This is a genomic window from Paenibacillus sp. FSL R5-0810 (genome assembly GCF_038002285.1).
GTDB lineage: Bacteria > Bacillota > Bacilli > Paenibacillales > Paenibacillaceae > Paenibacillus_AQ > Paenibacillus_AQ lactis.
This window is the reverse complement of record NZ_JBBOCF010000001.1, coordinates 5,639,178-5,662,847: the sequence shown is the minus strand read 5'-3', so window position 1 is coordinate 5,662,847 and position 23,670 is coordinate 5,639,178. Positions and strand designations below refer to the sequence as shown.

The 23,670-nt window shown below is 54.4% G+C and carries 25 protein-coding genes and 1 riboswitch; of the genes, 4 read left to right on the top strand and 21 right to left on the bottom strand.

The window, feature by feature from the left end:
• Positions 1-8: 8 nt before the first annotated feature.
• The 21 genes from MKX76_RS25070 to cls form a co-directional block, all read right to left on the bottom strand.
• Entirely contained in the window at positions 9-554 is a 546-nt protein-coding gene (locus tag MKX76_RS25070; protein WP_007128778.1) for a F0F1 ATP synthase subunit delta, read from the bottom strand.
• Positions 551-1,039 (bottom strand): F0F1 ATP synthase subunit B, encoded by a 489-nt coding sequence (gene atpF, locus MKX76_RS25065; protein WP_007128779.1) that lies wholly within the window; start codon positions 1,037-1,039, stop codon positions 551-553. The genes MKX76_RS25070 and atpF overlap by 4 nt, the downstream gene beginning before the upstream one ends.
• A gap of 95 nt (positions 1,040-1,134) precedes the next feature.
• Positions 1,135-1,347 carry a F0F1 ATP synthase subunit C gene (gene atpE / locus MKX76_RS25060; protein ID WP_007128780.1) on the bottom strand — a complete coding sequence of 71 codons (213 nt, stop codon included), beginning with the start codon at positions 1,345-1,347 and terminating at the stop codon, positions 1,135-1,137.
• Positions 1,348-1,449: 102 nt separating this feature from the next.
• Positions 1,450-2,211 (bottom strand): F0F1 ATP synthase subunit A, encoded by a 762-nt coding sequence (gene atpB, locus MKX76_RS25055; protein ID WP_007128781.1) that lies wholly within the window; start codon positions 2,209-2,211, stop codon positions 1,450-1,452.
• Between the two features lie 35 nt (positions 2,212-2,246).
• Entirely contained in the window at positions 2,247-2,624 is a 378-nt protein-coding gene (locus tag MKX76_RS25050) for an ATP synthase subunit I (RefSeq protein WP_007128782.1), read from the bottom strand.
• Positions 2,617-2,850 (bottom strand): AtpZ/AtpI family protein, encoded by a 234-nt coding sequence (locus MKX76_RS25045; RefSeq protein WP_007128783.1) that lies wholly within the window; start codon positions 2,848-2,850, stop codon positions 2,617-2,619. Before MKX76_RS25045 ends, MKX76_RS25050 begins: the two co-directional genes overlap by 8 nt.
• 175 nt (positions 2,851-3,025) lie before the next feature.
• Positions 3,026-4,183 (bottom strand): non-hydrolyzing UDP-N-acetylglucosamine 2-epimerase, encoded by a 1,158-nt coding sequence (wecB, locus tag MKX76_RS25040; RefSeq protein WP_007128784.1) that lies wholly within the window; start codon positions 4,181-4,183, stop codon positions 3,026-3,028.
• Between the two features lie 92 nt (positions 4,184-4,275).
• A complete protein-coding gene (gene upp, locus MKX76_RS25035; protein WP_007128785.1) occupies positions 4,276-4,905 on the bottom strand; it encodes a uracil phosphoribosyltransferase in 630 nt (209 codons plus the stop codon).
• Positions 4,906-5,217: 312 nt separating this feature from the next.
• Positions 5,218-6,468 carry a serine hydroxymethyltransferase gene (glyA, locus tag MKX76_RS25030; RefSeq protein WP_007128786.1) on the bottom strand — a complete coding sequence of 417 codons (1,251 nt, stop codon included), beginning with the start codon at positions 6,466-6,468 and terminating at the stop codon, positions 5,218-5,220.
• Between the two features lie 165 nt (positions 6,469-6,633).
• Positions 6,634-7,218 (bottom strand): TIGR01440 family protein, encoded by a 585-nt coding sequence (locus MKX76_RS25025; RefSeq protein WP_251535772.1) that lies wholly within the window; start codon positions 7,216-7,218, stop codon positions 6,634-6,636.
• 106 nt (positions 7,219-7,324) lie between these two features.
• Positions 7,325-7,783, bottom strand: coding sequence for a ribose 5-phosphate isomerase B (rpiB, locus tag MKX76_RS25020; protein ID WP_213615933.1), 459 nt, complete (start codon positions 7,781-7,783; stop codon positions 7,325-7,327).
• 112 nt (positions 7,784-7,895) lie between these two features.
• Positions 7,896-7,977, bottom strand: a riboswitch (ZMP/ZTP riboswitch).
• 134 nt (positions 7,978-8,111) lie between these two features.
• Complete coding sequence (locus MKX76_RS25015; protein ID WP_144877968.1) at positions 8,112-8,699, bottom strand: low molecular weight protein arginine phosphatase; 588 nt, start codon at positions 8,697-8,699, stop codon at positions 8,112-8,114.
• Positions 8,700-8,878: 179 nt separating this feature from the next.
• Positions 8,879-9,442, bottom strand: coding sequence for a manganese efflux pump MntP (locus MKX76_RS25010; protein ID WP_007128790.1), 564 nt, complete (start codon positions 9,440-9,442; stop codon positions 8,879-8,881).
• An 89-nt stretch (positions 9,443-9,531) separates the two neighbouring features.
• Positions 9,532-10,593, bottom strand: coding sequence for an L-threonylcarbamoyladenylate synthase (locus MKX76_RS25005; protein WP_040738351.1), 1,062 nt, complete (start codon positions 10,591-10,593; stop codon positions 9,532-9,534).
• 390 nt (positions 10,594-10,983) lie between these two features.
• Entirely contained in the window at positions 10,984-11,679 is a 696-nt protein-coding gene (gene spoIIR, locus MKX76_RS25000) for a stage II sporulation protein R (protein WP_144877966.1), read from the bottom strand.
• A gap of 323 nt (positions 11,680-12,002) precedes the next feature.
• The gene (locus MKX76_RS24995; protein WP_007128793.1) at positions 12,003-13,193 is read right to left on the bottom strand and encodes an FtsW/RodA/SpoVE family cell cycle protein; all 1,191 of its coding nucleotides are present in this window, start codon (positions 13,191-13,193) and stop codon (positions 12,003-12,005) included.
• Between the two features lie 282 nt (positions 13,194-13,475).
• A complete protein-coding gene (gene prmC, locus MKX76_RS24990; protein WP_007128794.1) occupies positions 13,476-14,366 on the bottom strand; it encodes a peptide chain release factor N(5)-glutamine methyltransferase in 891 nt (296 codons plus the stop codon).
• 4 nt (positions 14,367-14,370) lie between these two features.
• Positions 14,371-15,438, bottom strand: a complete 1,068-nt coding sequence (gene prfA, locus MKX76_RS24985) for a peptide chain release factor 1 (protein WP_007128795.1) — start codon at positions 15,436-15,438, stop codon at positions 14,371-14,373.
• Positions 15,439-15,671: 233 nt separating this feature from the next.
• Positions 15,672-16,772 carry a redox-regulated ATPase YchF gene (gene ychF / locus MKX76_RS24980; protein ID WP_007128796.1) on the bottom strand — a complete coding sequence of 367 codons (1,101 nt, stop codon included), beginning with the start codon at positions 16,770-16,772 and terminating at the stop codon, positions 15,672-15,674.
• 257 nt (positions 16,773-17,029) lie between these two features.
• A complete protein-coding gene (gene fni, locus MKX76_RS24975) occupies positions 17,030-18,130 on the bottom strand; it encodes a type 2 isopentenyl-diphosphate Delta-isomerase (RefSeq protein ID WP_373872054.1) in 1,101 nt (366 codons plus the stop codon).
• 286 nt (positions 18,131-18,416) lie between these two features.
• Complete coding sequence (cls, locus tag MKX76_RS24970) at positions 18,417-19,919, bottom strand: cardiolipin synthase (protein WP_007128798.1); 1,503 nt, start codon at positions 19,917-19,919, stop codon at positions 18,417-18,419.
• 203 nt (positions 19,920-20,122) lie between these two features.
• Here cls and MKX76_RS24965 point away from each other — a divergent pair, with 203 nt between their 5' ends.
• The 4 genes from MKX76_RS24965 (at position 20,123) to MKX76_RS24950 (ending at position 23,548) form a co-directional block, all read left to right on the top strand.
• The gene (locus tag MKX76_RS24965) at positions 20,123-20,704 is read left to right on the top strand and encodes a TetR/AcrR family transcriptional regulator (protein ID WP_028405655.1); all 582 of its coding nucleotides are present in this window, start codon (positions 20,123-20,125) and stop codon (positions 20,702-20,704) included.
• Between the two features lie 121 nt (positions 20,705-20,825).
• Positions 20,826-21,173, top strand: coding sequence for a DMT family transporter (locus tag MKX76_RS24960; protein ID WP_007128800.1), 348 nt, complete (start codon positions 20,826-20,828; stop codon positions 21,171-21,173).
• Entirely contained in the window at positions 21,173-21,487 is a 315-nt protein-coding gene (locus tag MKX76_RS24955; protein WP_007128801.1) for a DMT family transporter, read from the top strand. Before MKX76_RS24960 ends, MKX76_RS24955 begins: the two co-directional genes overlap by 1 nt.
• Before the next feature lie 852 nt (positions 21,488-22,339).
• Positions 22,340-23,548 (top strand): IS4 family transposase, encoded by a 1,209-nt coding sequence (locus tag MKX76_RS24950; RefSeq protein ID WP_341034768.1) that lies wholly within the window; start codon positions 22,340-22,342, stop codon positions 23,546-23,548.
• The last annotated feature ends 122 nt before the right edge of the window (positions 23,549-23,670 follow it).

Below are 23,670 nucleotides of genomic sequence, written 5' to 3'. Positions count from 1 at the left end.
CCTATCTACTATGCTCGTCTATTAAAAGACTTTTCGAGACGCTCCAGCTTGCCGGCAAGGCTTCCGTCATACAGCTTGTCGCCGATCACGACTTTCAAGCCGCCGAGCAGGCTTTCGTCTACCACATTGGTCACCCGGATATTCTGCTGAGCCAGCTGTCCGAATTCCGTGGCTACTTGTTCTTTTTCCTGATCGCTAAGCGGGTAGGTAGAATAGACTGTGGCATCCGCCATTCCCAGGCTGGCACCCTGAATCTTCACGTAACTGTTCAGAAGCTCGGCAAACATTTCCGTACGCCCTCTTTCAAGAAGCAGCTCGATGGTATTCAGCACAGGCTGCGAAACCTTTCCTGCTAACGCCCTTTTCAAAACGTCCATTTTTACGGACAGCGGAATATTCGGCGTGGAGATGAACTTCTGAATGTCCGCGTCTCCTTCGATCGCCGATACGACGGCGCGCAATTCCGCTTCCACTTCCAGACCCTTCTGCTGCTGAGCCGCCACGTCGAACAGCGCCCGCGCATACCGCTTGGCTGCTACTGTATTTTGGCTCATGGTCTGCCTCCTACCTCTTTAAGGTATTGGTCAACCAGTTCTTCCTGTGCTTTATCATTCTTAACTTCCCGTTCAATCAGCTTGGATGCAATCTTGACGGAAACGCTGCCCAGCTCGCTGCGGAGCTCTTCGACTGCCTTCTTCTTCTCGTTCTCGATATCCCGGACCGCTTCGGATTTGAGACGAACCGCCTCTTCCTTGGCTTGCTCCAGAATTTGCTCAGCCTGCTTGTTGCTCGTTTGTCTGGAACGCTCGATAATATCGTGAGCGTCTTGACGCGCTTGCTCCAGTGCCTTCTTCTGCTCTTCTACGTAAGCAGCCGCCTGCTGGCGGGTCTGTGCCGCTTCGTTCATCTGGCTCATAACCAGCTCACGACGCTGCTCCATGATGCCGAACAATTTGCTGAATGCAAATTTTTGAAGCAAAAAATAAAGAACAATAAACGAAATGATCGTGATTACGATATTTTCCCATAGAATGTTCATTGAGGTCACTCCTTTCCATCAACACGAAGTGCGGTGCCTAACAAAACGAAGGCGCGGATGGCATCGGCCCTCCCCGCCAAACCGTTGTATTGTTATTAAGAAAACATGATCAAGAACGCGATTACGGTAGCCGCCAAAGGAATAACCTCGACGATACCAACACCGATAAACATCGTCGTTTGCAATTGACCGCGTGCTTCCGGCTGACGAGCGATAGACTCAACTGTTCTGCTTACGATCATACCGTTACCCAAACCTGCGCCAAGAGCGCCAAGACCTACTGCAATAGCTGCTGCCAAAAATTCCATTGTTAAATATCCTCCTTAAAATTGGTTCATAATAGAGTGGTAGTGCTATAAATATATCTCTTTCGAAAAACACCGCTGTCACGGCGGATTCGTCCGAGTGAATCAATGCTCTTCATGAATCGTTGTTTGCGAAATGTACACCATGGTTAAGATTGTAAAGATAAACGCTTGCAGTGCTCCGATGAAGATACTGAAGCCTTGCCATGCGGCCATGAACGGAATACCGAAGAATCCAGTTTTCAGAATGACCGTGATCAGAACTTCCCCTGCGAAAATGTTCGCATATAGCCGGATCGCCAGAGCGATTGGCTTCGCCAGGTTCTCAATGATGTTAAGCGGCAGGAAGATCGGGAATGGTTCGATATAGTGCTTCAGGTAATGCTTGCGGTTCAGCTTCAGGCCCAGGTAGTTCATGAGCACAAATACGACAAGCGCCAGCCCCGCAGTAACGGAAATGTCCGCTGTTGGTGATTTCCACCACAAGACGTGAGCGTAGTGTCCCGGCTCGAGACCAACCGTAGCCTCAATTGTCTTACCGAAGACTTTGAAATCTGCCGGCAAGTCGGTGATAACCGAGAACGGCAAGCCGAGCAGGTTCGCTACGAAGATGAATAGAATCAGAGTCAGGCCCAGCGATATGTACGCCTTCCCCTTCTTCAGATCCATAGCGCTTGCTACGACACCCTGCACAAATTCCACTACCCATTCCATGAAGTTCTGCAGTTTGGAAGGGTTTTCGACAGATAGATTCCGAACAGCCAGACGCACAAGCACAAAGACAATGATCCCTGTAACCAGCAGCATCATGACAGCGGATAGATCCAAACGGAATCCACCTAAATCAATAATCGGTGATTCATGCATAGAATTATTTTCACCCCTTTCCAAGTTAGCGCTGATCAATGATTGTTTCTCAAACTGAATACAATGCTGACAGGAATGGTCAACAATTGGGGGATGAACAGACCGGCGATAGCGCCGCCGAGCGACACCTGTTCGAGCTTCGCCGCGAAGACGACGATCAGAAAGCCGATGCATAGTCTCGTGATGAAGCCGAAGTTGTATCTCTTCGGTTCAGGATTGACAGCCAATTGTGCCAGCTGCTGCACTTTCATGGAAAGGAAGCGAACATTAAACAATCCCGCCGCCATGCCCATGATCATCCCCACGATGACGGGGCGATATTCCGGGTAAAGAGCCCATCCCAGAAACAAGGCAGACAATAAGAGCAATGATACTCTAAATACAGCGTTCACAATGGAAGTCAGATCATTCACTTTGTGCCCCCAGAAACTTTTTAATGAGAAGAGCAATATTCAAAATCCCTATAAAGAGCCCTAAAACGGTTCCAATCGCCAACCAGTATCTGGGCCCGTCCAGCCATTCGGCCAGCCACTTGCCTGTCAAAAAACCGATTACGATATACACGGCCAGTAATCCACCGGCCCCGCTGATATACAGCGCTATCAACCAAGGGTTGTCTTGACTATTCGGATTTTTCATATAAACCTCTAATCCCAACTCATTTTACTGAATATGACAAGACTTTGTCAATGAATCGATTTTTTGATTTTCCGTGTAAAATCGGGCGTTTTGGGCTCCCTAAACTGCGCAAAACGCCGCGGTAACCGTACAGTTCAACTGTATGCTGTCCCCTTGCGATTCAGAATGCGGCAAACTATGCCTTTGTGAACATTCTGTGAAATTCTTCGGGGCGTTCTTTGAGGATGCCAAAATGGTGCAAAATCGCATTGACAATCCGCTGGGAAGCTTGTCCATCGCCATATGGATTCGCCGCCTTGCTCATCTTCTCATACAGCGCATCATCTGTCAGAAGAGCCTTAATCCGACTATATACCTGCTCTTCTTCCGTCCCTACCAGCTCCAGCGTTCCGGCCTCAATGCCCTCCGGACGCTCGGTCGTATCCCGGAGCACCAGCGTCGGTACGCCGAAGGAAGGCGCCTCCTCCTGCATGCCGCCGGAATCGGTAATGATGAGGTGCGTATGCGGGTAGAAATTGTTCATATCCACCACATCCAGCGGATCAATCAGCTTGATGCGCGGATGGTCGCCCAGAATCCGGTGAGCCGGCTCCTTCACCGCAGGACTCGGGTGAACCGGATAGACGATCGCAATATCCTCGAACTCATTGGCAATGCGCTTCACAGCCTCGAAAATTTGACGATGCGGCTCCCCGTGGGATTCCCGGCGGTGCGCCGTCATCAGGATCAGTCGCTTGCCCTCGGCCCAATCCAGCACCGGATGCGTATAGTCGTCACGCACCGTATATTGGAATACGTCCGTAGCCGTATTGCCCGTTACATAAATGCGCGACTCCGGCTTGTTCTCTCTGCGGAGATTGTCCGCGGACCATTCGGTCGGCGCGAAATGGACATCCGCCAATACGCCGGTCAGCTGCCGATTCATCTCCTCCGGATACGGAGACAGCTTGTTCCATGTCCGAAGGCCGGCTTCGACGTGGCCGACCTGGATCTGCTGCAGGAAGGCCGCATAGCTCGCCAGGAACGTCGTCAGTGTGTCGCCGTGCACGAGCACGATATCCGGCTTAGCCTCGCGCAGCACCGGCTCAAGACCTTCCAGAACGCGAACGGTGATTTCATTTAATGTCTGGCGTTCCTTCATGACGTCCAGGTCATAGTCCGGAACAATCTTGAACACCTCAAGCACCTGATCCAGCATCTGTCGGTGCTGGGCCGTAACGCACACCACGGATTCAATATGCTCTGGGTGTCGCTGCAGCTCCAAAATGAGCGGCGCCATCTTGATCGCTTCAGGGCGCACCCCGAATATGGTCATCACTTTCACTTTAGACATGGCTGATATTACCTCTCCTTATCATCCTTGCTTCCGATCCCGCCGGCCTCCCTAGTCAGGCAAGCCGGTTAGCGGACAGTCAGCGGATTCTATTATTTCGTCCCGTAGAGCCGGTCTCCCGCATCGCCTAAACCAGGTACGATGTATCCATGGTCGTTGAGACCCTCGTCCAATGCAGCAACATAGATGTCCACATCCGGGTGCGCTTCCTGGACCGCCTTAACGCCTTCCGGCGCGGCTACGAGATTCATCATTTTAATCTGGGTGCAGCCCCGCTTCTTCAAGACGTCGATCGCAGCAATCGCGGAGCCCCCTGTGGCGAGCATCGGGTCGATTACGATCAATTCTCTTTCGGTCACATCAGTCGGCAGCTTCGTGTAGTATTCCACGGGCTGCAGCGTTTCCGGATCACGGAACAAGCCGACGTGCCCGACCTTTGCTGCCGGCAGAAGCTTGACCACCCCGTCCAGCATGCCTAAACCGGCACGGAGAATCGGCACCAGCCCGAGCATGCGGCCCGAGATAACCTTGCCTTCGGTTTCGGCGACCGGGGTTTGGACGGAAATCGTTTCAAGCGGAACCTCCCGCGTGATTTCATAAGCCATTAATGTCGCGACCTCATCTACAAGCTCGCGAAAGTCTTTTGTGTTAGTCCGCATATCGCGAATAAATGTTAGTTTGTGTTGAATCAACGGGTGATCACAAATCACCAATTTTCCCATGTCAGGTCCCTCCGGTTGGATACAAATATGTTTTCAATATGGGCGTATAATATGGTAAGCTCCATAAATCCTGTCTATTATATCATTCCCTCCGGCCATTTGACACCCGCATAGGTCATGTTTCTTTCGACTCGAAGGGCACGTTAAAGCTCCTCGCCACCCACCCTATATACGGTTCCCATTTTTTCCAACAAAGATGCTCCTTCCAGGATTCAAACGACCTGCCTCTCGCAGCCGAAACCCTCCATATGCAAAAAAAGGGTATTCCTGCAGGTTCATAACCCTGAGGAATACCCACCCCGTCGATCCCGATTAGTACTTGAGGTCCGGATACAGCGGATACTGATCCGTCAGCTCGGCAACCATACGGCCTGCTTTCTCGAGCGTCGCCTCATCCTTCGGAGCCTTCAGCGTCATCGCGATGATCTTCGCGATGGTCACCATGGCCTGCTCATCCATGCCGCGCGACGTAACCGCCGGCGTACCGATCCGAATGCCGCTGGTAACGAACGGGCTGGTCGGGTCGAACGGAATCGCATTTTTGTTGACGGTGATGCCGATCGAATCCAGCACCTTCTCCGCATCCTTGCCGGTGATATCCAGATTGCGCGTATCCACCAGCATCAAATGGTTATCCGTTCCGCCGGAAACGATGTTCAGGCCTTCCTCAATCAGCGTGTCGGCCAGTACCTTCGCATTGTTCACGACATTTTGAGCATAGGTCTTGAAGGACGGATCCAGCGCTTCGCCAAGAGCAACAGCCTTCGATGCGATGACATGCATCAGCGGTCCGCCCTGCGATCCCGGGAATACGGCCTTGTCGATCGCTTGCGCCCAAGCTTTTTTGCACAGAATCATGCCGCCGCGCGGCCCGCGGAGCGTCTTATGCGTCGTTGTGGTCACGAAATGCGCGTGCGGAACCGGATTCGGGTGAAGACCAGCCGCAACAAGACCTGCGATATGAGCCATATCGACCATAAACAGCGCGCCGACATCACTCGCGATCGCGGCCAGCTTCTCGAAATCAATGATGCGCGGATAGGCGCTGGCACCGGCAACGATCAGACGAGGGCGATGCTTGAACGCCGCTTTGCGGACTTCATCATAATCAATGAGGAACGTGTCCTCTTGAACGCCGTAAGCCACGAAATTGTACAGCAGACCGGAGGCATTGACCGGGCTTCCGTGCGTCAGGTGACCGCCATGGGCAAGGTTCATGCCAAGTACGGTATCGCCAGGCTTGAGCGCTGCAAGGTATACCGCCATATTCGCCTGCGCGCCGGAGTGCGGCTGCACGTTGGCATGATCGGCTCCAAACAGTTCCTTCGCACGGTCACGAGCGATATCCTCGACAATGTCGACACGCTCGCATCCGCCGTAGTAGCGTTTGCCAGGGTAGCCTTCCGCATATTTATTGGTGAGGACGGTGCCCATCGCTTCCATGACCGCTTCGCTGACAATATTCTCCGATGCAATCAGTTCGATATTGCTGCGCTGGCGCTTCAGCTCCAGCTCCATCGCTTCAAGTACAGCAGGATCGTTCTTACGCAAATGTTCCATCATTTTTATATCCTCCTATGATCCAAAATCTTACTATAAATATTCTGTTTCCGTATTACACAGGGCCAACTACCAAATGGGATGTGGGGCAGTACGTGAAATGTTTCTACAATCGCTGTTGCTCCCTACAAACAAGCAAAACAGGATGTCCAAGCCGTTCCAATCGAATCAATTGCATGATCCGGAATCCGCATCCGGCACCTGGCGATAAACGGCCCGCTCTCCGCCGATCAGCTTCGGCCGGGTATAGGCGGCCGTAACCCGAGCCTCGCCGATATACCGCTCACTCGGCCTAAAGGGAACCGCCACGCTGCGCAGATGCATGCCGATCAGCGTCTCGCCGATGTCGATACCCGCATGCGCCTGAATGGATTCCGCCAGGCAAGGCTGCTTCATGCTGCGGTAGGCGCTGGCTGCCATGGAGCCGCCGGCTCCGGGAATCGGCACAGCCGCCACTTCCGTCAAGCCAAGCCGCTCGAGCAGCTCGCGCTCAACGACCAGCGCTCGGTTCAGATGCTCGCAGCATTGGAAGGCCAGCGAGAATCCGTACTCCGCCTGAACCTCGGCAATGCCTTCAAGCAACTGCTGCGCCGTCTCCAGCGCGCCGCCTGTCCCGATCCGCTTGCCCGCAACCTCGCTCGTGCTCGCGCCGACGACCAGCACCTTGCCCGGTCCAAGCTTCGCCGTCTCGGCGAGCTCGCGGACGATGCGGGCGGTCTGCCCGTTTAAGGAAATGTTGGAAGCATCGCTCATGCCACAGTCCTCCCTTAATAGTCTCTACGTCGCTTCATGCCCTAAGTCCCTCACATGAAGGGAACTCTCTGAATGCAGCCCCAACACCTTTTCGGAAAGAAACGTCCTATCCGTTCTTTAGGTAGCGTTCCTCGATCGCCTTGATCTTGTTGACGCGGCCGACATGACGCTCGCCGTGACTGAACTCGGTTGTCAGCCAGGTGCTGACGATTTCCGCAGCAAGACCAGGGCCGACTACGCGTTCGCCGAGCGCGATCACATTGCTGTCGTTATGCTCGCGAGTCGCTTTGGCCGAGAACACATCATGCGTCAGGGCGCACCGGATTCCCGGCACCTTGTTCGCCGCGATGCTCATGCCGATGCCGGTTCCGCAGATCAGAATGCCGCGATCGGCTTCGCCGGACACGACCTTCTCGCATACCGGCAGCGCATAGTCCGGATAGTCGACGGAATCGGAGCAGCCGCAGCCGAGATCCTCCACCTCATGTCCAAGGCTGCGAATAACCTCCATGATCTCCTCTTTCAGGCGAATGCCCGCATGATCCGTGCCTAGTGCAATTTTCATCGATGAAACCCCCTCATATGTTCGCTTTCGCGTGATTAGCTTGTTTCATTATAACCCAAATATCCCGCAAAAGACGAAAAAAGAGCAGTCGGCGCACACGTAGTGCTCCAATGCTCTTTGCCCAGGCGACCGGCCGTATACTCCGGTGCTCCACCGTGGTTTCATCCACTTCGTCGCCAGTTACACCGGATCTATTGTTGTTTCCCCTACATCTTAAATCAATCGTCCGGGAAAGGCAAGCGGCTTTTTTAGCCACGCCTGCAGCTGTGCCTTTTCCACTCACGCGCTCTGATGCCAGAGTCATAATTCGTCCGCCCGCAGCAAGCGATTACGCCGGCCCGCCCGCATTCAGCTTGTCCAACAAACGAAAGAGCGCCGTCCGAATCTCGGCTGCGGTCGCTTCATACTCTTCCTTCGTGCCGCCGAACGGGTCCGAGATATCAAAGCTAGGAATGCGCTGGCGAAGCTCAATCAACCGTTCGCGATCCTTATCGCTGACATTTTGACCAAGCGCTCGGGCCAGCTCAATCGATGCGTACAGACTGTCTTGCTCCTGCAAATCTGCAAGCACCTTGCTGTCATCCTCAACATATTCCTTTAAGGTATGCATTTTATCGGCCGCGTGAGGAAACTGCCGAATGGCATATTGCTTATGCGATTGGGTTAGAGTCAGAACGAGATCAGCCCATTCCACCAGCTCTGAGGTGAGCGGCTTGGATACGAGCTCGTCCCGGATATCCTGATCCCGCAGTACGGATTCCGCATGATGGGACACCGGCATGCCATCTATCGCCGATACGCCGGCGGATCGCACCTCCAGCGGAATGCCCCGCTGCTTCGCCAGCTTGCGCAGCATCCCTTCGGCCATCGGACTGCGGCAGGTATTTCCGGTGCAGACAAATAGTATCTTTTTCACAGTCTTAAGGCTCCCTCCCGTCAGTATTAGGTCATTAGGGATATTGTATCAAATCTCATCACAAATTTCGCAACTTCTATATTACTCGGACAATGATTCCACAAAAGTTACTACTCTGCCGGTCAACGAATTCCCCACATTCATCCACATTTCATATCCGGTGTGCCTTACCGCCCGTATCAGACAATAAACATCACGCCAAACACGACCAAAATAAGTCCTCCCAGCATCTCGCCGTACTCGCCCAGCTTGCTGCTGACCTGACGGCCCAGCATCAAACCGAGAATCGACATCAAGCCGCCGACAACCCCGAAGGTTACAACGATCAGCGTTACATCATGCACGAACATGCCCAGCGATAATCCAACCGAGAACGAATCGATGCTGACGCTAAGCGAGAACAACAGCATACCCAGCAGTGCGGATGGATGAACGAGCTTGCCCTCGCCTCCGCGAAAAGCGTTATGGATCATATGGCCCCCGAGCAGAACCAGCAATCCGCCGGCGGCAAGCCCGGTAACCTGTCCCAGCAGCAATCCGACATAACGGCCGGCAGCCAGCCCCAGCAGGGGCATCAGCATATGAAACAGGCCGATCAGAAAGCTCATGCCCAGCATATGACGGTGGCGCAGCCCGCCTCGCAAACCGACTCCGATGCCAAGCGAAAACGCGTCTAGCCCAAGTGCAACCGCCATGAGCAGAATCGCCGCAAGCTGTCCCGATTGGACAGACGCCTCCAACATGCCCATTCCCCCAAGTCTCATGGTCTTGTACACCATATGCGGACAAGGGATAAATGATTCCTGATCGGCTTTGGAAAAAAAGGCTGCGGTTAATGATCCACGTCGATAACGCGATGTCCTGCCGCCTTCAGCAGCCGGTTCATCACCGCGGCGCCGAGGCCCTCTTCAGGGCAGGCTTCCGCAAGAATGAAGGTGGCGCCGGCCTCGTCGAACCGGCGCAGGCCGGCGTACAGCCGGCGGGCCGCTTCCTCCGGCGCGGCCTGGCGGCCGAGCGGGACCGCCACGTCCGCGCGGTAGCGACCAATGTGCTCGTCGAACGACAGCACACCGGTCACCTCGCCGCGGCGGGCGGCGGCCGCAAGCTCGGCCGCGATGCGGGCCGCTACCGCGTCGGCGTCGCGGCCCTGCACCACGCACATCGCGCCCTTCGGCGCGTAGTGCGTGTATTTCATGCCCGGCGAGCGGGGCGCCGGGCTCTCCGCCTCCCCGGCGGCGCTTGTTAGCGCCGGGTCGAGGCGCACGCTTGCCGCCACCGCGGCAAGCTGCTCGGCCGTGACGCCGCCGGGACGGAGCACCGTCACGGCACCGTCCTCGCCGGCTTGCACGACCGTCGACTCGACGCCGACCCCGGCAGGGCCGCCGTCAAGCACGCCGTCGATCGCGCCGGCCAAATCCTCCAGCACATGGCCCGCAAGCGTAGGGCTCGGCCGGCCGGAGCGGTTCGCGCTCGGCGCGGCCAGCGGGCAGCCGGCCGCGCGAATAAGCGCGAGCGCAGCCGGGTGGTCAGGCATTCGCACCGCGACCGTGTCCAGCCCCGCCGTCACACGGGACGACACGGCACCCGGCTTCACGGGCAGCACCAGCGACAGCGGGCCCGGCCAGAACGCCTTCATCAGCGCACGCTCGGTATCGTTTACCCGAAGCGCCAGGTCATCCAGCTGGGACAAATCCGATATATGCACGATCAGCGGGTTGTCCGAAGGCCTTCCCTTCGCCGCAAATATACGTTCAACCGCTTCCGTGCTTCCCGCATCGGCGCCCAACCCGTAGACCGTCTCCGTCGGGAAGGCGACAAGCCCGCCGCCTGCAAGCACCCGACCCGCTTCAAGCAGAGCCTGCTCCTCTTCCGGAGTTCGGCTGCCGGATTCCATCGATTCAATACCGATACGCCACACCTTCGTCGGTTGTGACTGCGGGTCAACAGGCTGTTCGTTATGTTCCAATTGGCGGCTGTCCTCGCGGCCGCTTGCAGTATGTTCCATTCCCTATCCCAAGCTTTCTGTTTATGAAGTATATTAACCATCAAGCACGCGCCTTGCTGGAGCTAATCCCAATGGCTTTAGAGTTGATACTTTTTGACATTTAAAAAAGCGCTTCGATTCTTCAGTCCCGTCCCGGGTCCCCACCCGGGCAGCCGGTCGCGCTAAAGAGAAAGCACTCTTCTAAATGAAAGTGTATCACACTCGACTCGAATTGAAAATCAAACGGCCTGCATGTCTTCCTACCAATCTTTCCGAATATCATCCTATGCATCCGCTAGATTATCCAAACAATCCTGCCACCCAATTCCAGATCCCGATAAACATATCCCATAAGAAAAACCGGACTTCAGGCTCGGTATCGCCCGCATTGACTGGCTCATCCGCCTGGCTCTTATCGGCTTGCGCCGAGACGGTCTGGACGCCGGCATCCGCCGGCTGCGCCGCCGCGTCTCCGCTGCCCCCGTCGATGAAGCACAGCGGCGGGAACAACACGCACCACCAGTTCTGTCCCTGTCCCTCGCCAAGCGTGATGCGCACCGCATCATAATCGCCTGCCGGATAGACCGTGCCGCCGTACAGCTTTGTCGGGAACGGTACGACGCCGAGTTCCACATTGTAGCTGTAGGTGATCCCCCGTTTTCTCAGCTCTTCGCCGACCAGCTGGCGAATTTCCGGCAGATGCCGGCTCGTCAGCGCCTTAGCTTCCTCGAGGCTCTGCGGGTTATCCAGCTGCTGAACCCATAGCTGCATTTGCTCCACGACCGCATCGCGGATTTCCCGCTTCACAAGCTGATCGGAGGGACTGTCGGAATTGGCCAAGATGCGCAGCCGGATCGATTCCTGAGGAATCGGCCCCCCCACAACAGAAGCATCAATTCGCTGACCTTCCCACACGGTAATGACCATAAACATACAGGATAAGAGCAAAATCATTTTTTTCACGATAATACGGAGGGTTTCGCTATAATGGTTCATCTTGGACAACCGCCTCTCTATCAACCGATAATCTATGATGCTATCAGTATGTCCGGCCGCCGAAGATCTAAACGTGAATCTAGCAATTTGTTTAAAAAGATGATAGAGACGCCTCTCCCCCGTTACCCTGTCAGCCCTCCAATAGGTTACTTCCCTGCCTAGGGCTAATCACAGGCTCATTTCTTGTCCTTACAAAAAATAAAAGATGCTGCCCCCTATGGACAACATCTCTTCATAAATGTATTTGTAAATTTCGGATATCCTGGTTCAAGACAGGCCATTTCGAATAGGATAGCCCCCCACCAGTGCACGATGGCTACGGCTTATGCCTGTTTCGCCACCGTCGACCGGTGCGCATGCGGATCCGGCATATCCTCCTCGATTTCCCGGCCGTGCAGCTTCACGCTCATGGCTACCCCGAGGCTCGCCATGCTGATTACGAGCGATGTTCCCCCGTAACTGATAAACGGCAATGTAATCCCTGTCAGCGGCATGAGGCCGATAAACATCCCGATATTCTCAAAGATTTGGTATAAGAACATGGACACGATCCCTATGATGAGAAACGGACCGGCACGTTCACGCGATTCGAGCGATATCAGAATCATCCGATGGATCAGAATGAAATAGAGCAGGAGCAGCACGGAAGAACCGATAAACCCGTATTCCTCCGCAATCTGCACGAAGATGGAGTCGGAATACGTATACGGTACCCGTCCCGATTGCACCGAGGTCCCCTGCATAAAGCCTTCCCCGGTCATGCCGCCGGAAGCGATCGCCAGCTTGGCATTGTGGGTGTGATAGCCGGCACCGGCGTTGTCCGTCGTCTCGGGCATCAGCCACGGATCGATCCGGTCCAGCCAGTGCGAGCGGCTCCCTTCCTTCATGAAGGCTGTAATCTCGTCATGGTAATGAATGTAAGCCTGGATTCCGCCGAAAGCGGTGCCCGCAACGAGCACCAGACCGATCAGCGCATGCGATAACTTGACATTACCAATCCACAGCAGCCCCATCAAAATGATGACGTAGCTGAGCGCATTCCCCAAGTCGTTGATGCCCATGACCAGCACGAAGGGAATAAACGCCAAGAAGCCGACCGGAATGACATCCCGGATAAAGGAAAGCTGCGATTTATTTTTCTTCACCAGTATAAAAGTCAGGAAGATAATCAAGACCAACTTAAACATTTCCGCCGGCTGCAGGCTCGTAAACCCGAGATTAATCCAGCCCTTCGAGCCGTTAAGCGTTGACCCGAAAAACATAACGTACACAAGCAGCAGCAGGCCGCCGATATAAATGTAGGTCGCGTGTTTAATGAGAACGCGGTAATCCAATAGGCTCATGCCGAAGAAAGCGATAAAGCCCGCAACGTAAAAGATGAGCATCTTAATATGGTACCCGTTCCAATCAGCCGATCCGATGGTTACGCTGTATAAGGAAGTAACGCTGATGATCATCAGCATGACAAGGACGGTTACGACAACAAAGTCTATTTTTTTAAATTTCTGAAGCATGCCTTTGATCCCCCTGTGCCGGAGCTTATCGCTCCGATGTGCCTTACCGGCCATATAACGATCTGCCCGGATAAAAAGTTTGGGCTCTCCCGGCCCATACCTGGCGCATTAGCCATCGCCCCAACAGCCTTTCAAGGATGCGGGCGGACGATAAGACAGAATACGAACCTTATGAGCACGAACGGATCATGAGCATGAGAAGCCTGCACGGGAAGCAGCGGATTTCCGCAAGTAAACCCATGATCATCATATATTGTAAAAGAATTTCCCTCCGAACACAATTTAACGGGCAATTCCCAAAACATGCCTGTCGATTCCCGCCAAATCCGGGATCGTAACGATCTCGTCCCAATGACCGGCAGCCCGCAGCATATCCGCTACATCCTGCGCCTGGCCCATGCCCAGCTCGAAGGCGATCAGTCTCGGCGGCGTCGCAAGCAGCGGGAGCTGATCCATCATCACACGGTACGGATAGAGGCCGTCGGGCCCGCCGTCCAGCGCGGTTCGCGGCTCATGATCCCGCACCTCGGGCTGAAGCTCTTCAATGTCCCTGGCCGGGATGTACGGCGGGTTGGAGACAATCATATCCGGCGCCAAGCCGGCGAACGGCTCGAGCAGATTGCCCTGCCTGAACTCCACGTCGGCTCCGAGCCGGGACGCATTACGCCGCGCAACATCCAGCGCCTGCGGCGAAATGTCGCTCGCCAGCATGCGCAGCCCTTTCGCCTCCAGCGCCAGCGTTACGGCGATGGCACCGCTGCCGGTGCCGATGTCGACGGCGGTCAGTCTTTCGCCAGGCTGCGGTGCCAGCTGGTTTCCGTACTTCAGCACGGCCTCGACAAGCAGCTCCGTTTCAGGACGCGGAATCAGAACGGCCGGCGTCACCTCGAACGATCGCCCGTAGAACTCCTGCTCCCCGATGATGTATTGCGCCGGGACGCCGTCGGCCTTCCGGTTGATGACGTCCTCGAAATCGCTGCGCTGGTCCTCGGGAAAACCGTCGCCGAGGGCCACGTAATACGCCGTGCCGGTCAGCCCCAGCACATGCTCCAGCAGCAGCTGCGCATTTCGCTGCGGCTCCAGGACCCCGACCCCGTCTAAAAAAGAAGAAGCCTCCAGAAAGGCTTCCCGTATGCTGCGCTCCGGCGTCAATGCAAATTTGTTTCGCTCCAAAGCGTTATACTCCTTTATCCATCATTTCCGCTTGCTCTGCGATGGTCAGGGCGGAAATGATCTCCTCGATTTCGCCGTTCATCACCTGATCCAGCTTATGCACGGTAAGCCCGATCCGATGGTCGGTCACCCGGCTTTGCGGGAAATTGTACGTGCGGATCCGCTCGCTTCGATCTCCGGTGCCGACCTTGCTCTTGCGCTCGCCGGCGTACTTCGCTTCCTCTTCCTGGCGCATCATGTCGTAGATGCGCGCGCGAAGCACCTGCAGCGCCTTCTCCTTGTTGGAGTTCTGGGACTTGCCGTCCTGGCACGTAGCCACAATGCCGGTCGGGATATGCGTTACGCGAACCGCCGACTTTGTGGTGTTAACGGACTGACCGCCCGCACCGCTGGAGCAGAACGTATCCACGCGGATATCCTTATCCAAAATCTCGATATCGACTTCCTCGGCTTCCGGCATGACCGCCACTGTTGAAGTGGAGGTATGGATACGACCGCCGGATTCCGTTGCCGGAATACGCTGCACCCGGTGCGCGCCGCTCTCGAATTTCATTTTGCTGTAAGCACCGCGGCCGTTGATCATGAAGATGACCTCTTTAAAACCGCCGAGGTCGTTCATGTTCACGTCCATCAGCTCAACCTTCCAGCCCTGGGAATCGGCATAACGGGTGTACATCCGGTACAGATCGGACGCGAAGAGCGCCGCCTCGTCTCCGCCGGCTGCCCCGCGAATCTCGACGATAACGTTCTTGTCGTCGTTCGGGTCCTTCGGCAGCAGCAAAATCCGGATTTTCTCCTCCAGCTCCTGTTGGCGGGCGGAGAGCTCCTCGATTTCCATTTTCACCATTTCGCGCATTTCGTCATCGAGCTTCTCACCCTGCATGGTTTTTGCAGCTTCAAGCTCTTCCATTACATTTTTATATTCAACATAAGCCTCATAAGCAGGCTGCAGATCGGATTGTTCTTTGGAATAATCCCTTAGCTTCTTGGAGTCATTCGCGACATCCGGATCGCACAGCAGCTCGCTCAGCTTCTCGTAACGGTCCGCCAGGGATTGCAATCGGTCTAACAAGGAATTCACCTCTCTTACGTAATATTCCTGATTCTAGCGCCTATCGCTCCCTCGAATATGCGAAGCGTAAACGACTGTTTATTATACCATGAAACGGCGTATTTGACTAGAAGGGCATACGCCCGGGAAACACGGGAAACGTTCCCTGCACCATATGAGATATCCGCTTGGCAAAAAGACCATGATCCCATGCATCAACTGGCATGGAGCCATGGTCTACGTATCATAATATGCTACACGTTGAAGCGGAAGTGCATGACATCGCCGTCATTGACGACATAGTCCTTCCCTTCAAGCCGGAGCTGTCCGCGCTCCTTCGCGCCGTTCATCGATCCGGCGGCAACAAGATCGTCATAGGATACGACCTCGGCCCGGATAAAGCCGCGCTCGAAATCGCTGTGGATGACGCCAGCCGCCTGAGGGGCCTTCGTGCCTTTGCGGATCGTCCATGCGCGCACCTCCTGCACGCCTGCGGTAAAGTAGGTGTACAGGCCGAGCAGGCTGTATGCCGCTTTAATGAGGCGGTTCAGGCCGGATTCCTCCAGGCCCAGCTCTTCGAGGAACATGGCCTTGTCTTCACCTTCAAGCTCGGCGATTTCGGCTTCCACCTTGGCGCTGATCGGAACGACGGCAGCATTCTCGGCAGCCGCGAACTCGCGGACCTGCTGCACGTACGGATTGCTGTCCGCGTCAGTCACGCCATCCTCGCTTACGTTGGCCGCATACAGCACCGGCTTGAGCGTCAGCAGATGCAGATCGCGGACGATCAGCTTCTCCTCATCGGACAGCTCGACGCTGCGTGCCGGCTGATCATTGTACAGGGCTTCCTTCAGACGCTCCAGCAGCTCTACTTCTTGGGCGTACTGCTTGTTGCCGCCCTTCATGTTCTTCTTCGTACGCTCGATCCGCTTCTCGACGCTGTCCAGATCCGCCAGGATCAGCTCCAGGTTGATGGTCTGGATGTCGCTCACCGGGTTGACCTTGCCGTCTACGTGGGTGATATTTTCATCCTCAAAGCATCGTACGACGTGCACGATCGCATCGACCTCGCGAATATGGGCCAGGAACTTGTTTCCGAGTCCCTCCCCTTTGCTCGCACCGCGAACCAGTCCCGCGATATCGACGAATTCGAAAGCGGTCGGAACGGTTTTATTCGGCTGCACCAGCTCAGTCAGCTTATCAAGGCGCTCATCCGGCACCTCAACGACGCCGACGTTCGGGTCAATCGTACAGAACGGGTAGTTCGCCGATTCGGCGCCCGCCTGCGTTATCGCATTAAACAATGTGGATTTGCCGACGTTCGGCAAACCGACGATCCCTGCTTTTAAAGCCATTTATATGACAACTCCTTATCAGGTTACTCTATCACTTATATGCATTTTCTTTCAGAGGCTGTGGGGGTTTGCTCCCTTAAACCTCAGGTCCAAAACAATCTTATTAATTATAGCAGATACCCGATAGAGTTCAACACGTATTGCTGCAGATATTCCCGCGTGTTCCATAACGTTTCCTGCATGGCGATCAGTCCTGTCGTTATCGACCTTGCTTTGCGGTCGTTAGAGACATTCAGAACAGACCACCTTGCTTGTCGTTACAACCCTTGCTTGCGGATCAGGCGCGTCGTTGACCTTAACGACTCGATATCTGGAGCCCCGATCCCCAGCATCGCGGTTCGAAGCTCCAGCTCCGTCTGAGCGAGGCGCCGGTCCAGCGCTTCCTCGGAATCGACGGCAGGCCCGAGCAATCCCCGCCCAAAGCCCGCCAGATCAGCGCCCAGTGCAATCGCTTTGGCGGCATCCACGCCGCTGTTGAGCCCGCCGCTGCCGATCATCGGAAAATCCGGAACAGCTTCCCGCACCTCGACGATACATTCCGCCGTCGGATTGCCCCAGTCGGCAAAGGCCTCCGCTGCGGCGCGACGTACCGGATCATTCGCCCGGAATTTCTCGACCTGGCTCCAGGAGGTGCCTCCCGCTCCCGCCACATCGATGAAAGCAACGCCCAGCTCCATCAGCATCCGGGCCGTCTCCCCGTCAATGCCCCAGCCGACTTCTTTAACCCCGACAGGAACCTCAAGGCTGCTGCACAGCTCTTCAATCCTGGAGGCAAGTCCGCCAAATCGCGTATTCCCTTCCGGCTGGAACACTTCCTGCAGGGCGTTGAGATGCAGCACCAGCATATCGGCACCCGCAATGTCGACCGCCCGGCGGCAATCATCCGTTCCGAAGCCGTAATTGAGCTGAACCGCCCCAAGGTTCGCGATGATCGGTACGCTTGGCGCCCGCTCTCTCACGCGAAAGGTCGGGGCAAGCTCTTCCTTCTCCACCGCTGCCCGGATGGAGCCGACGCCAAGCGCCCAGCCCCGGCGCTCCGCCGCTTCCGCAAGCCGCATATTAATTTCCCCGGTTGTCCGGCTCCCCCCCGTCATGGAGCTGATGAGAAACGGCGTCCGTGTTGGAATGCCAAGAAAGGAGGTGTCGAGCCTGATGTCCTCGAAGCTCACCTCAGGCAGCGCGCAATGCCGGAAGCGGTAGCGCTCAAAGCCTGAAGTAATGCCTACGGAGCCGACCTCTTCCTCCAGGCACAGCCGCACATGCTCAATCTTCCGCTCGCCGGTGGGGACATCCGGAAGCAGCCTGCCGCCGGATGACTCCAAGCCGTCTGCCCGATTACAAATTGCGGCAGGCTCCATCGTTCCGGCCCTTATTTTTTTCCATGCATTCATTTCCATAGCACCTCCTGTTTAAAAATTTTTGTGATCGATATTATGGCGGCTTGTAGGCTTGTCGAACCGATGGGTGCTCAGCCAGAACGATAAATCCGGACCGAACGAAATGCCTGTCCATACTGCGCCGCATCTGTCCGGCTTATTCGTGAATCATCACATATTAACGAGCTCCGCCCATGTTGTTATCCATATATTTCTCTTAAACGGCTGTTACACATCAGCCCAAATATTCCCTTGCACCCGAGCAACGCTACAGCAGCGGCGACATCAGCCGCGCCGCGGATTCGAGCAGCCGGGTCATGATGCGCTTCTTCCTCGTGCGGCTTCGGTCATACAGCACCGCGTGCTCCAGATCCTGCTCAAAATCGGCTACCAGCTGATTGACGCTGTCCGTATGAACGAGAAGAGCGTTCACTTCAAAATTCAGGTGAAAGCTGCGCATGTCCATATTCGCCGTTCCGATCGTGGCAACCTCTCCATCCACAATGAGCAGCTTGGAATGCATAAAGCCCTTCTCGTATTCGAATACCCGCACCCCCGCATCCAGCAAAGCCGGGAAATAGGAATGCGAGGCCAGAAACGGCAGCCACTTGTCCGGTTTCGACGGAAACAGGATCCGGACGTCAAGGCCGGACAAAGCCGCGACCCTCAGCGCCGTCAAAATATCTTCATCCGGGATAAAATAAGGCGTCGCAAGCCATACGGAATGACGTGCCGATGCGATCATGGAGAAGAAGATATGCTTGAGCGCCCGGCGCTCATTATCCGGTCCGCTGGCAATAATCTGCACGGCTCCGGAGGAGTGATCGACGAGATCCGGGGAGAAATACACCTGGTCTGTAGGCTGCTCTCCGGTCATATATTCCCAGTCCTGCAGGAACACAATTTGCAGCGTCCTGACGGCCTCGCCCCGGACCAGCATATGCGTGTCCCGCCAAAACCCGAAAACCTTGCTGCGGCTCAAATACTCGTCCCCGACATTCAAGCCGCCGATGAAGCCGACGGTACCGTCGATGACAACGATTTTCCGGTGATTGCGGTAATTGACCCGGCTCGTGAAGAATATCGCCTTCGGGCTGCCGAATACGGCTACCTTAATCCCCGCGGCTTTCATCTCCTCCAGGAAAGCGGGCGGCAGCTGCAGGCTGCCTACCGCATCGACCATGAACCGGACGGCAACCCCTTCCCTGGCCTTTCGCACCAGAATGTCCCGAATTTGGGTCCCGATGTCGTCAGGACGATAAATGTAATATTCCATATGAATATGATGCTTGGCCAGCTCCAGCTCGCGAAGCAGTGCCGCGAACGTCTCCTCTCCGTTCGTGAGCACCTTGGTATCCGAAGAGAACGAAACCGGCGCACGCCCGAGGCGGGTGGACAGCTGCAGGAGCTGCTGGTGCTCCCTTTTAAAACGGGAGATATCTTGGTTGCTGCGCCGAAGCACTTCGCTGGTATAGGCCAAGCCGTCCTTTTGCGCCTTCTTGTCATATTTTCTGCGTTTAAAATAGTTCTGTCCGAACAGAAAATAAAAAACTAGCCCTACGATCGGTACTAGTGCAAGCAGTAGAATCCAGGCCATTGTACTGGTCGGATGCCGGTTCTCCATGAAAATCATGAACCCGATCGAGACGACGGTCAGGGTCGAAAATATCCCGATGATAGTTCCTGTCGTCTTGCCGAAATAATCGATGCCAAAATAATAAAACGCGAATAATAACGCGGTAATCAGTACGGCCTGTATTCCCTTTCTCATATCCTTCTACCCCTTGCTTCATCGCTTCATCTCTCTTTTGTATGTACGATGCTGGTCAACCCATATTCTACATGATAAGTCTCGGGAACTAAAGCATGAACTAAAAAGCCCCTGTCCTCGTTAGGCCCAATAAAAAGACTATTGACAGAAGCAGCCCCGTTTGCTAAAAATATGACTAACGACCGTTAGTTAGGAGGATTGCGATGAGTGCCGCTGAGATAAAACAGTCCGCTCTGGCCCGCTTCGCCCAAGACGGCTATGAAGGAGCCTCGCTTAAACATATTGCCGATGATTGCGGAATAAAGAAGCCATCGATCTATGCTCATTTTTCCAGTAAAGAGGACCTGTTCCTGCAGGTGCTGGCCGATGTATTCGAGCGGCAGAAGCAGCGGATCGAAGACTATTTCGAGGAGCACGCCTCCCTTCCGCTGGAAGCGCAGCTGAAAGGATTTGTGGTGGATTGGCAGCAGATTTACGAACGGGATGCGGAGAGAAAGTTTTTCCTGAGAATGGTTTTTTTCCCGCCAAGCGCTCTGTATGACGATGTCATGAATCTCGTCTATCCGTTCCTGGATGAGCAGGAACAGAAGCTGTCGAGGCTTCTAGCCGCAGGCTGTCCGGTACAAGGACGGATCATTCGGCACCCTAGGCAGGCCGCCATTGCCTACCTTACCTTGCTCGACGGCATTGCCGTCGAGATGCTGTACGGCGGGGAAGCCCGCACCACTCGGCGGCTTGAAGCCGCATGGCCCGTGTATTGGTCCGGCGTGTCGAGAGAAAGATAACGATACTTCCCGATCAAACATCGGCCTGACGCTCCGGCGCGAAGTGGCACAATCCATAAAAGTTAGCGTCTTTGCGCAAAGGGAGCACTTCGTGTTAGTCAAGAAAAGGAGAGGAATCATCATGAATCGGAATTGGGTTTTTGTACTTTTGGCCGGCTTGGTCGAAATATTGTGGGTCATCGGCTTAAAACACGCTTCAAATACGTGGGAGTGGCTAGGAACCGCTCTGGCGATTGTCGCCAGTTTCTTTTTGATCATTGAGTCGGCTAAACGGCTCCCTGTGGGGACGGTATATGCGGTTTTTACCGGGATCGGCACGGCTGGAACGGTCGGCACTGAAATGCTGCTGTTCGGCGAACCCTTTAAGCTGATTAAGGTGCTGCTGATCGGAGTGCTGCTGGCCGGAGTCATCGGACTAAAGCTGGTCACCGCTGACAATGCCGAGCAAAACGGGGAGGTGAGCCGATAATGGCCTGGATCGCCCTTATTTGTGCAGGATTGCTTGAAATCGGCGGGGTGATCGGCATTAAGGGAGTGTCTCAGCGGAAGGGCTGGATCTATCTGCTGCTGATGTTCGCTTCGTTTGCAATCAGCTTCTCCCTGCTGTCGTTTGCCATGGAGAGCATCCCCATGGGTACGGCCTATGCCATCTGGACCGGAATCGGGACGGTCGGCAGCACCGTCACGGGCATGGTCCTGTTCGGCGAGCCGAAGGAATGGCGGCGTATCCTGTTCATCGCCATGATTCTGTGCTCTGCCGTCGGATTGAAGCTGATCACTTAAGCTACTTCCTTATTCGTAAATGTACGGTGGTTGCATGGGTTAGCCATTGATGCTTGCGAGCGGATGTAGCTTTTATGCGGCGGAAACAAGTCCCTTTTGAGTACTTGTGAGGCGAATATAGCCTCATGTGACGGTAACAAGTCCCTTTTGGGTTCTTGTGTGGCGAGTATAGCCTCATGTGACGGAAGTAAGTCCCTTTTAGGGACTTGTGAGGCGAGTATAGCCTCATACGGCGGAAACTAGTCCCTTTTAGGGACTTATGAGGCGGATATAGCCCCATGCAGCGGACTTTTCGGGACTTGTGAGGCGAATATAGCCTCATGCGGCGGAAGCAAGTCCCTTTTAGGGACTTGTGAGGCGAATATAGCCCCATGCGGCGGAAGCAAGTCCCTTTTAGGGACTTGTGAGGCGAATATAGCCTCATGTAGCGGAAACAAGTCCCTTTTGAGTACTTGTGAGGCGAATATAGCTCCATTGTTGCAAAATAAGCCCCTTTTGAGTACTTGTGTGGCGATTATAGCCTCATGTAGCGGAAACAAGTCCCTTTTGGGTACTTATGATGCGAATATAGCCCCATACGGCGGAAGCAGGTCCCTTATGGGTACTTGTGTGGCGAATATAGCCCCATGTGGCGGAAGCAAGTCCCTTTTGAGTACTTGTGATGCGGATATAGCCCCATGCAGCGGAAACAAGTCCCTATTCGGCATGAGTGTTGCATAAAACCTATCACAACTTTTGCTGAAGTTACTATTTCTGTAACTACCTGTATCTTTTTCATGGACAAAACAAAAAAAGGCTCCTAATTTAGAAGACGTAGCACGTTGTCCACGACCTCTAAAAAGGAGTCCAACCATGGATAACGTAACCCAAAACACTGTCGTTCGTCAACTGCTTTCTTTACTGCCTTTGGATGTACACGATCGACTCCTTCATGCCGATCGCTACGCCAAGAAGCTCACCATCAACAAAAGCATTCTCATTTTCATTCTGGCTCAGTTCAACCATTGGCAAAGCTATACCGAGATGGAAGAACAAATTTATGCACATTCTGAAATTCGGTCCATCCTCGATCTGCCCAGCATCAGCGCAGCCCAATTGTCACGGAAACTCAGCGAAATCCCGACGGAAATCTTGCACATGCTTTTTCTCCATAGCGTTGCCCGTGTCCAGAGGCTGACGTCTCACCAGCAGGGCATTTCTTCAACCATTGGACCTCTGGCACTCATTGATTCGTCGAAAATCACTCTCCCCTTGGTGCTTGGGGATTGGGCCAGAGTTTCACATACCTCCAGCGGGGTAAAGCTGCATGTGCGGCTCTTAGCCGCTTCACCCGAAGTGGTATATCCGGACGCTGTCATCCCATCGACTTTAAACGTAGGCGATCGAGCCGGGGCGGTCGAACTGGTCACCGAGCGGGCGGCAACTTATGTCATGGACCGTGGTTATGATAGCTACAAAAACATGGACAACTGGATGGAGCGCGGCATTCAATTTGTCATGCGAATGAGAGATCGCACCTCAATCCATGTTGTGGAGGAACGAGAAATTCCTCCGGGAAGCCCGATCACACGAGATGCTCTTGTGAACGTAGGTAGCGGTTGGCGCAAGATGAAGGAACGAGTCCGGCTCGTAGAGTTTTATGATGAGCAGGGGCGCTTTTATCGCCTACTTACCTCTCGACAGGACATAACGGCCGAAGAAGTAGCTCATATCTACAAATGCCGATGGCTTATTGAACTTTTCTTTAAATGGATAAAGCAGCATCTGCGCCTGAAAAAACTGCACAGCTATAAGCCGCAAGCGATATGGAACCAGATTTACCTTGCGCTGATCGCTTACGTGCTGGCACAGTATATGCAGCTACGTCTAGAAACCAAGAAAAGCGTTTGGCGTGTCCTTGAATTGTTTCGAATTCACATGTATCATCCGTGGTCCCAGTTCTTGAATGCTCTGTTTCGAGCACCTACGCGAACAACTTCTGGAAAGCCACGCGGTGCACCAAGGAAGGTACCTGAATTACGAACGAGCATTGGCATTTTTAAAACAAGCAAAGTGACTTAGGAAACGAAAATCTTGCACAAAATACATTTTATGGGAAAACGTAGCTACATTTAAGAAGGTGTTGGATCTTTGGTGTATTTCTTGAAAAAACAACTGTAAATTAATTGTTCTTATTCAGATTT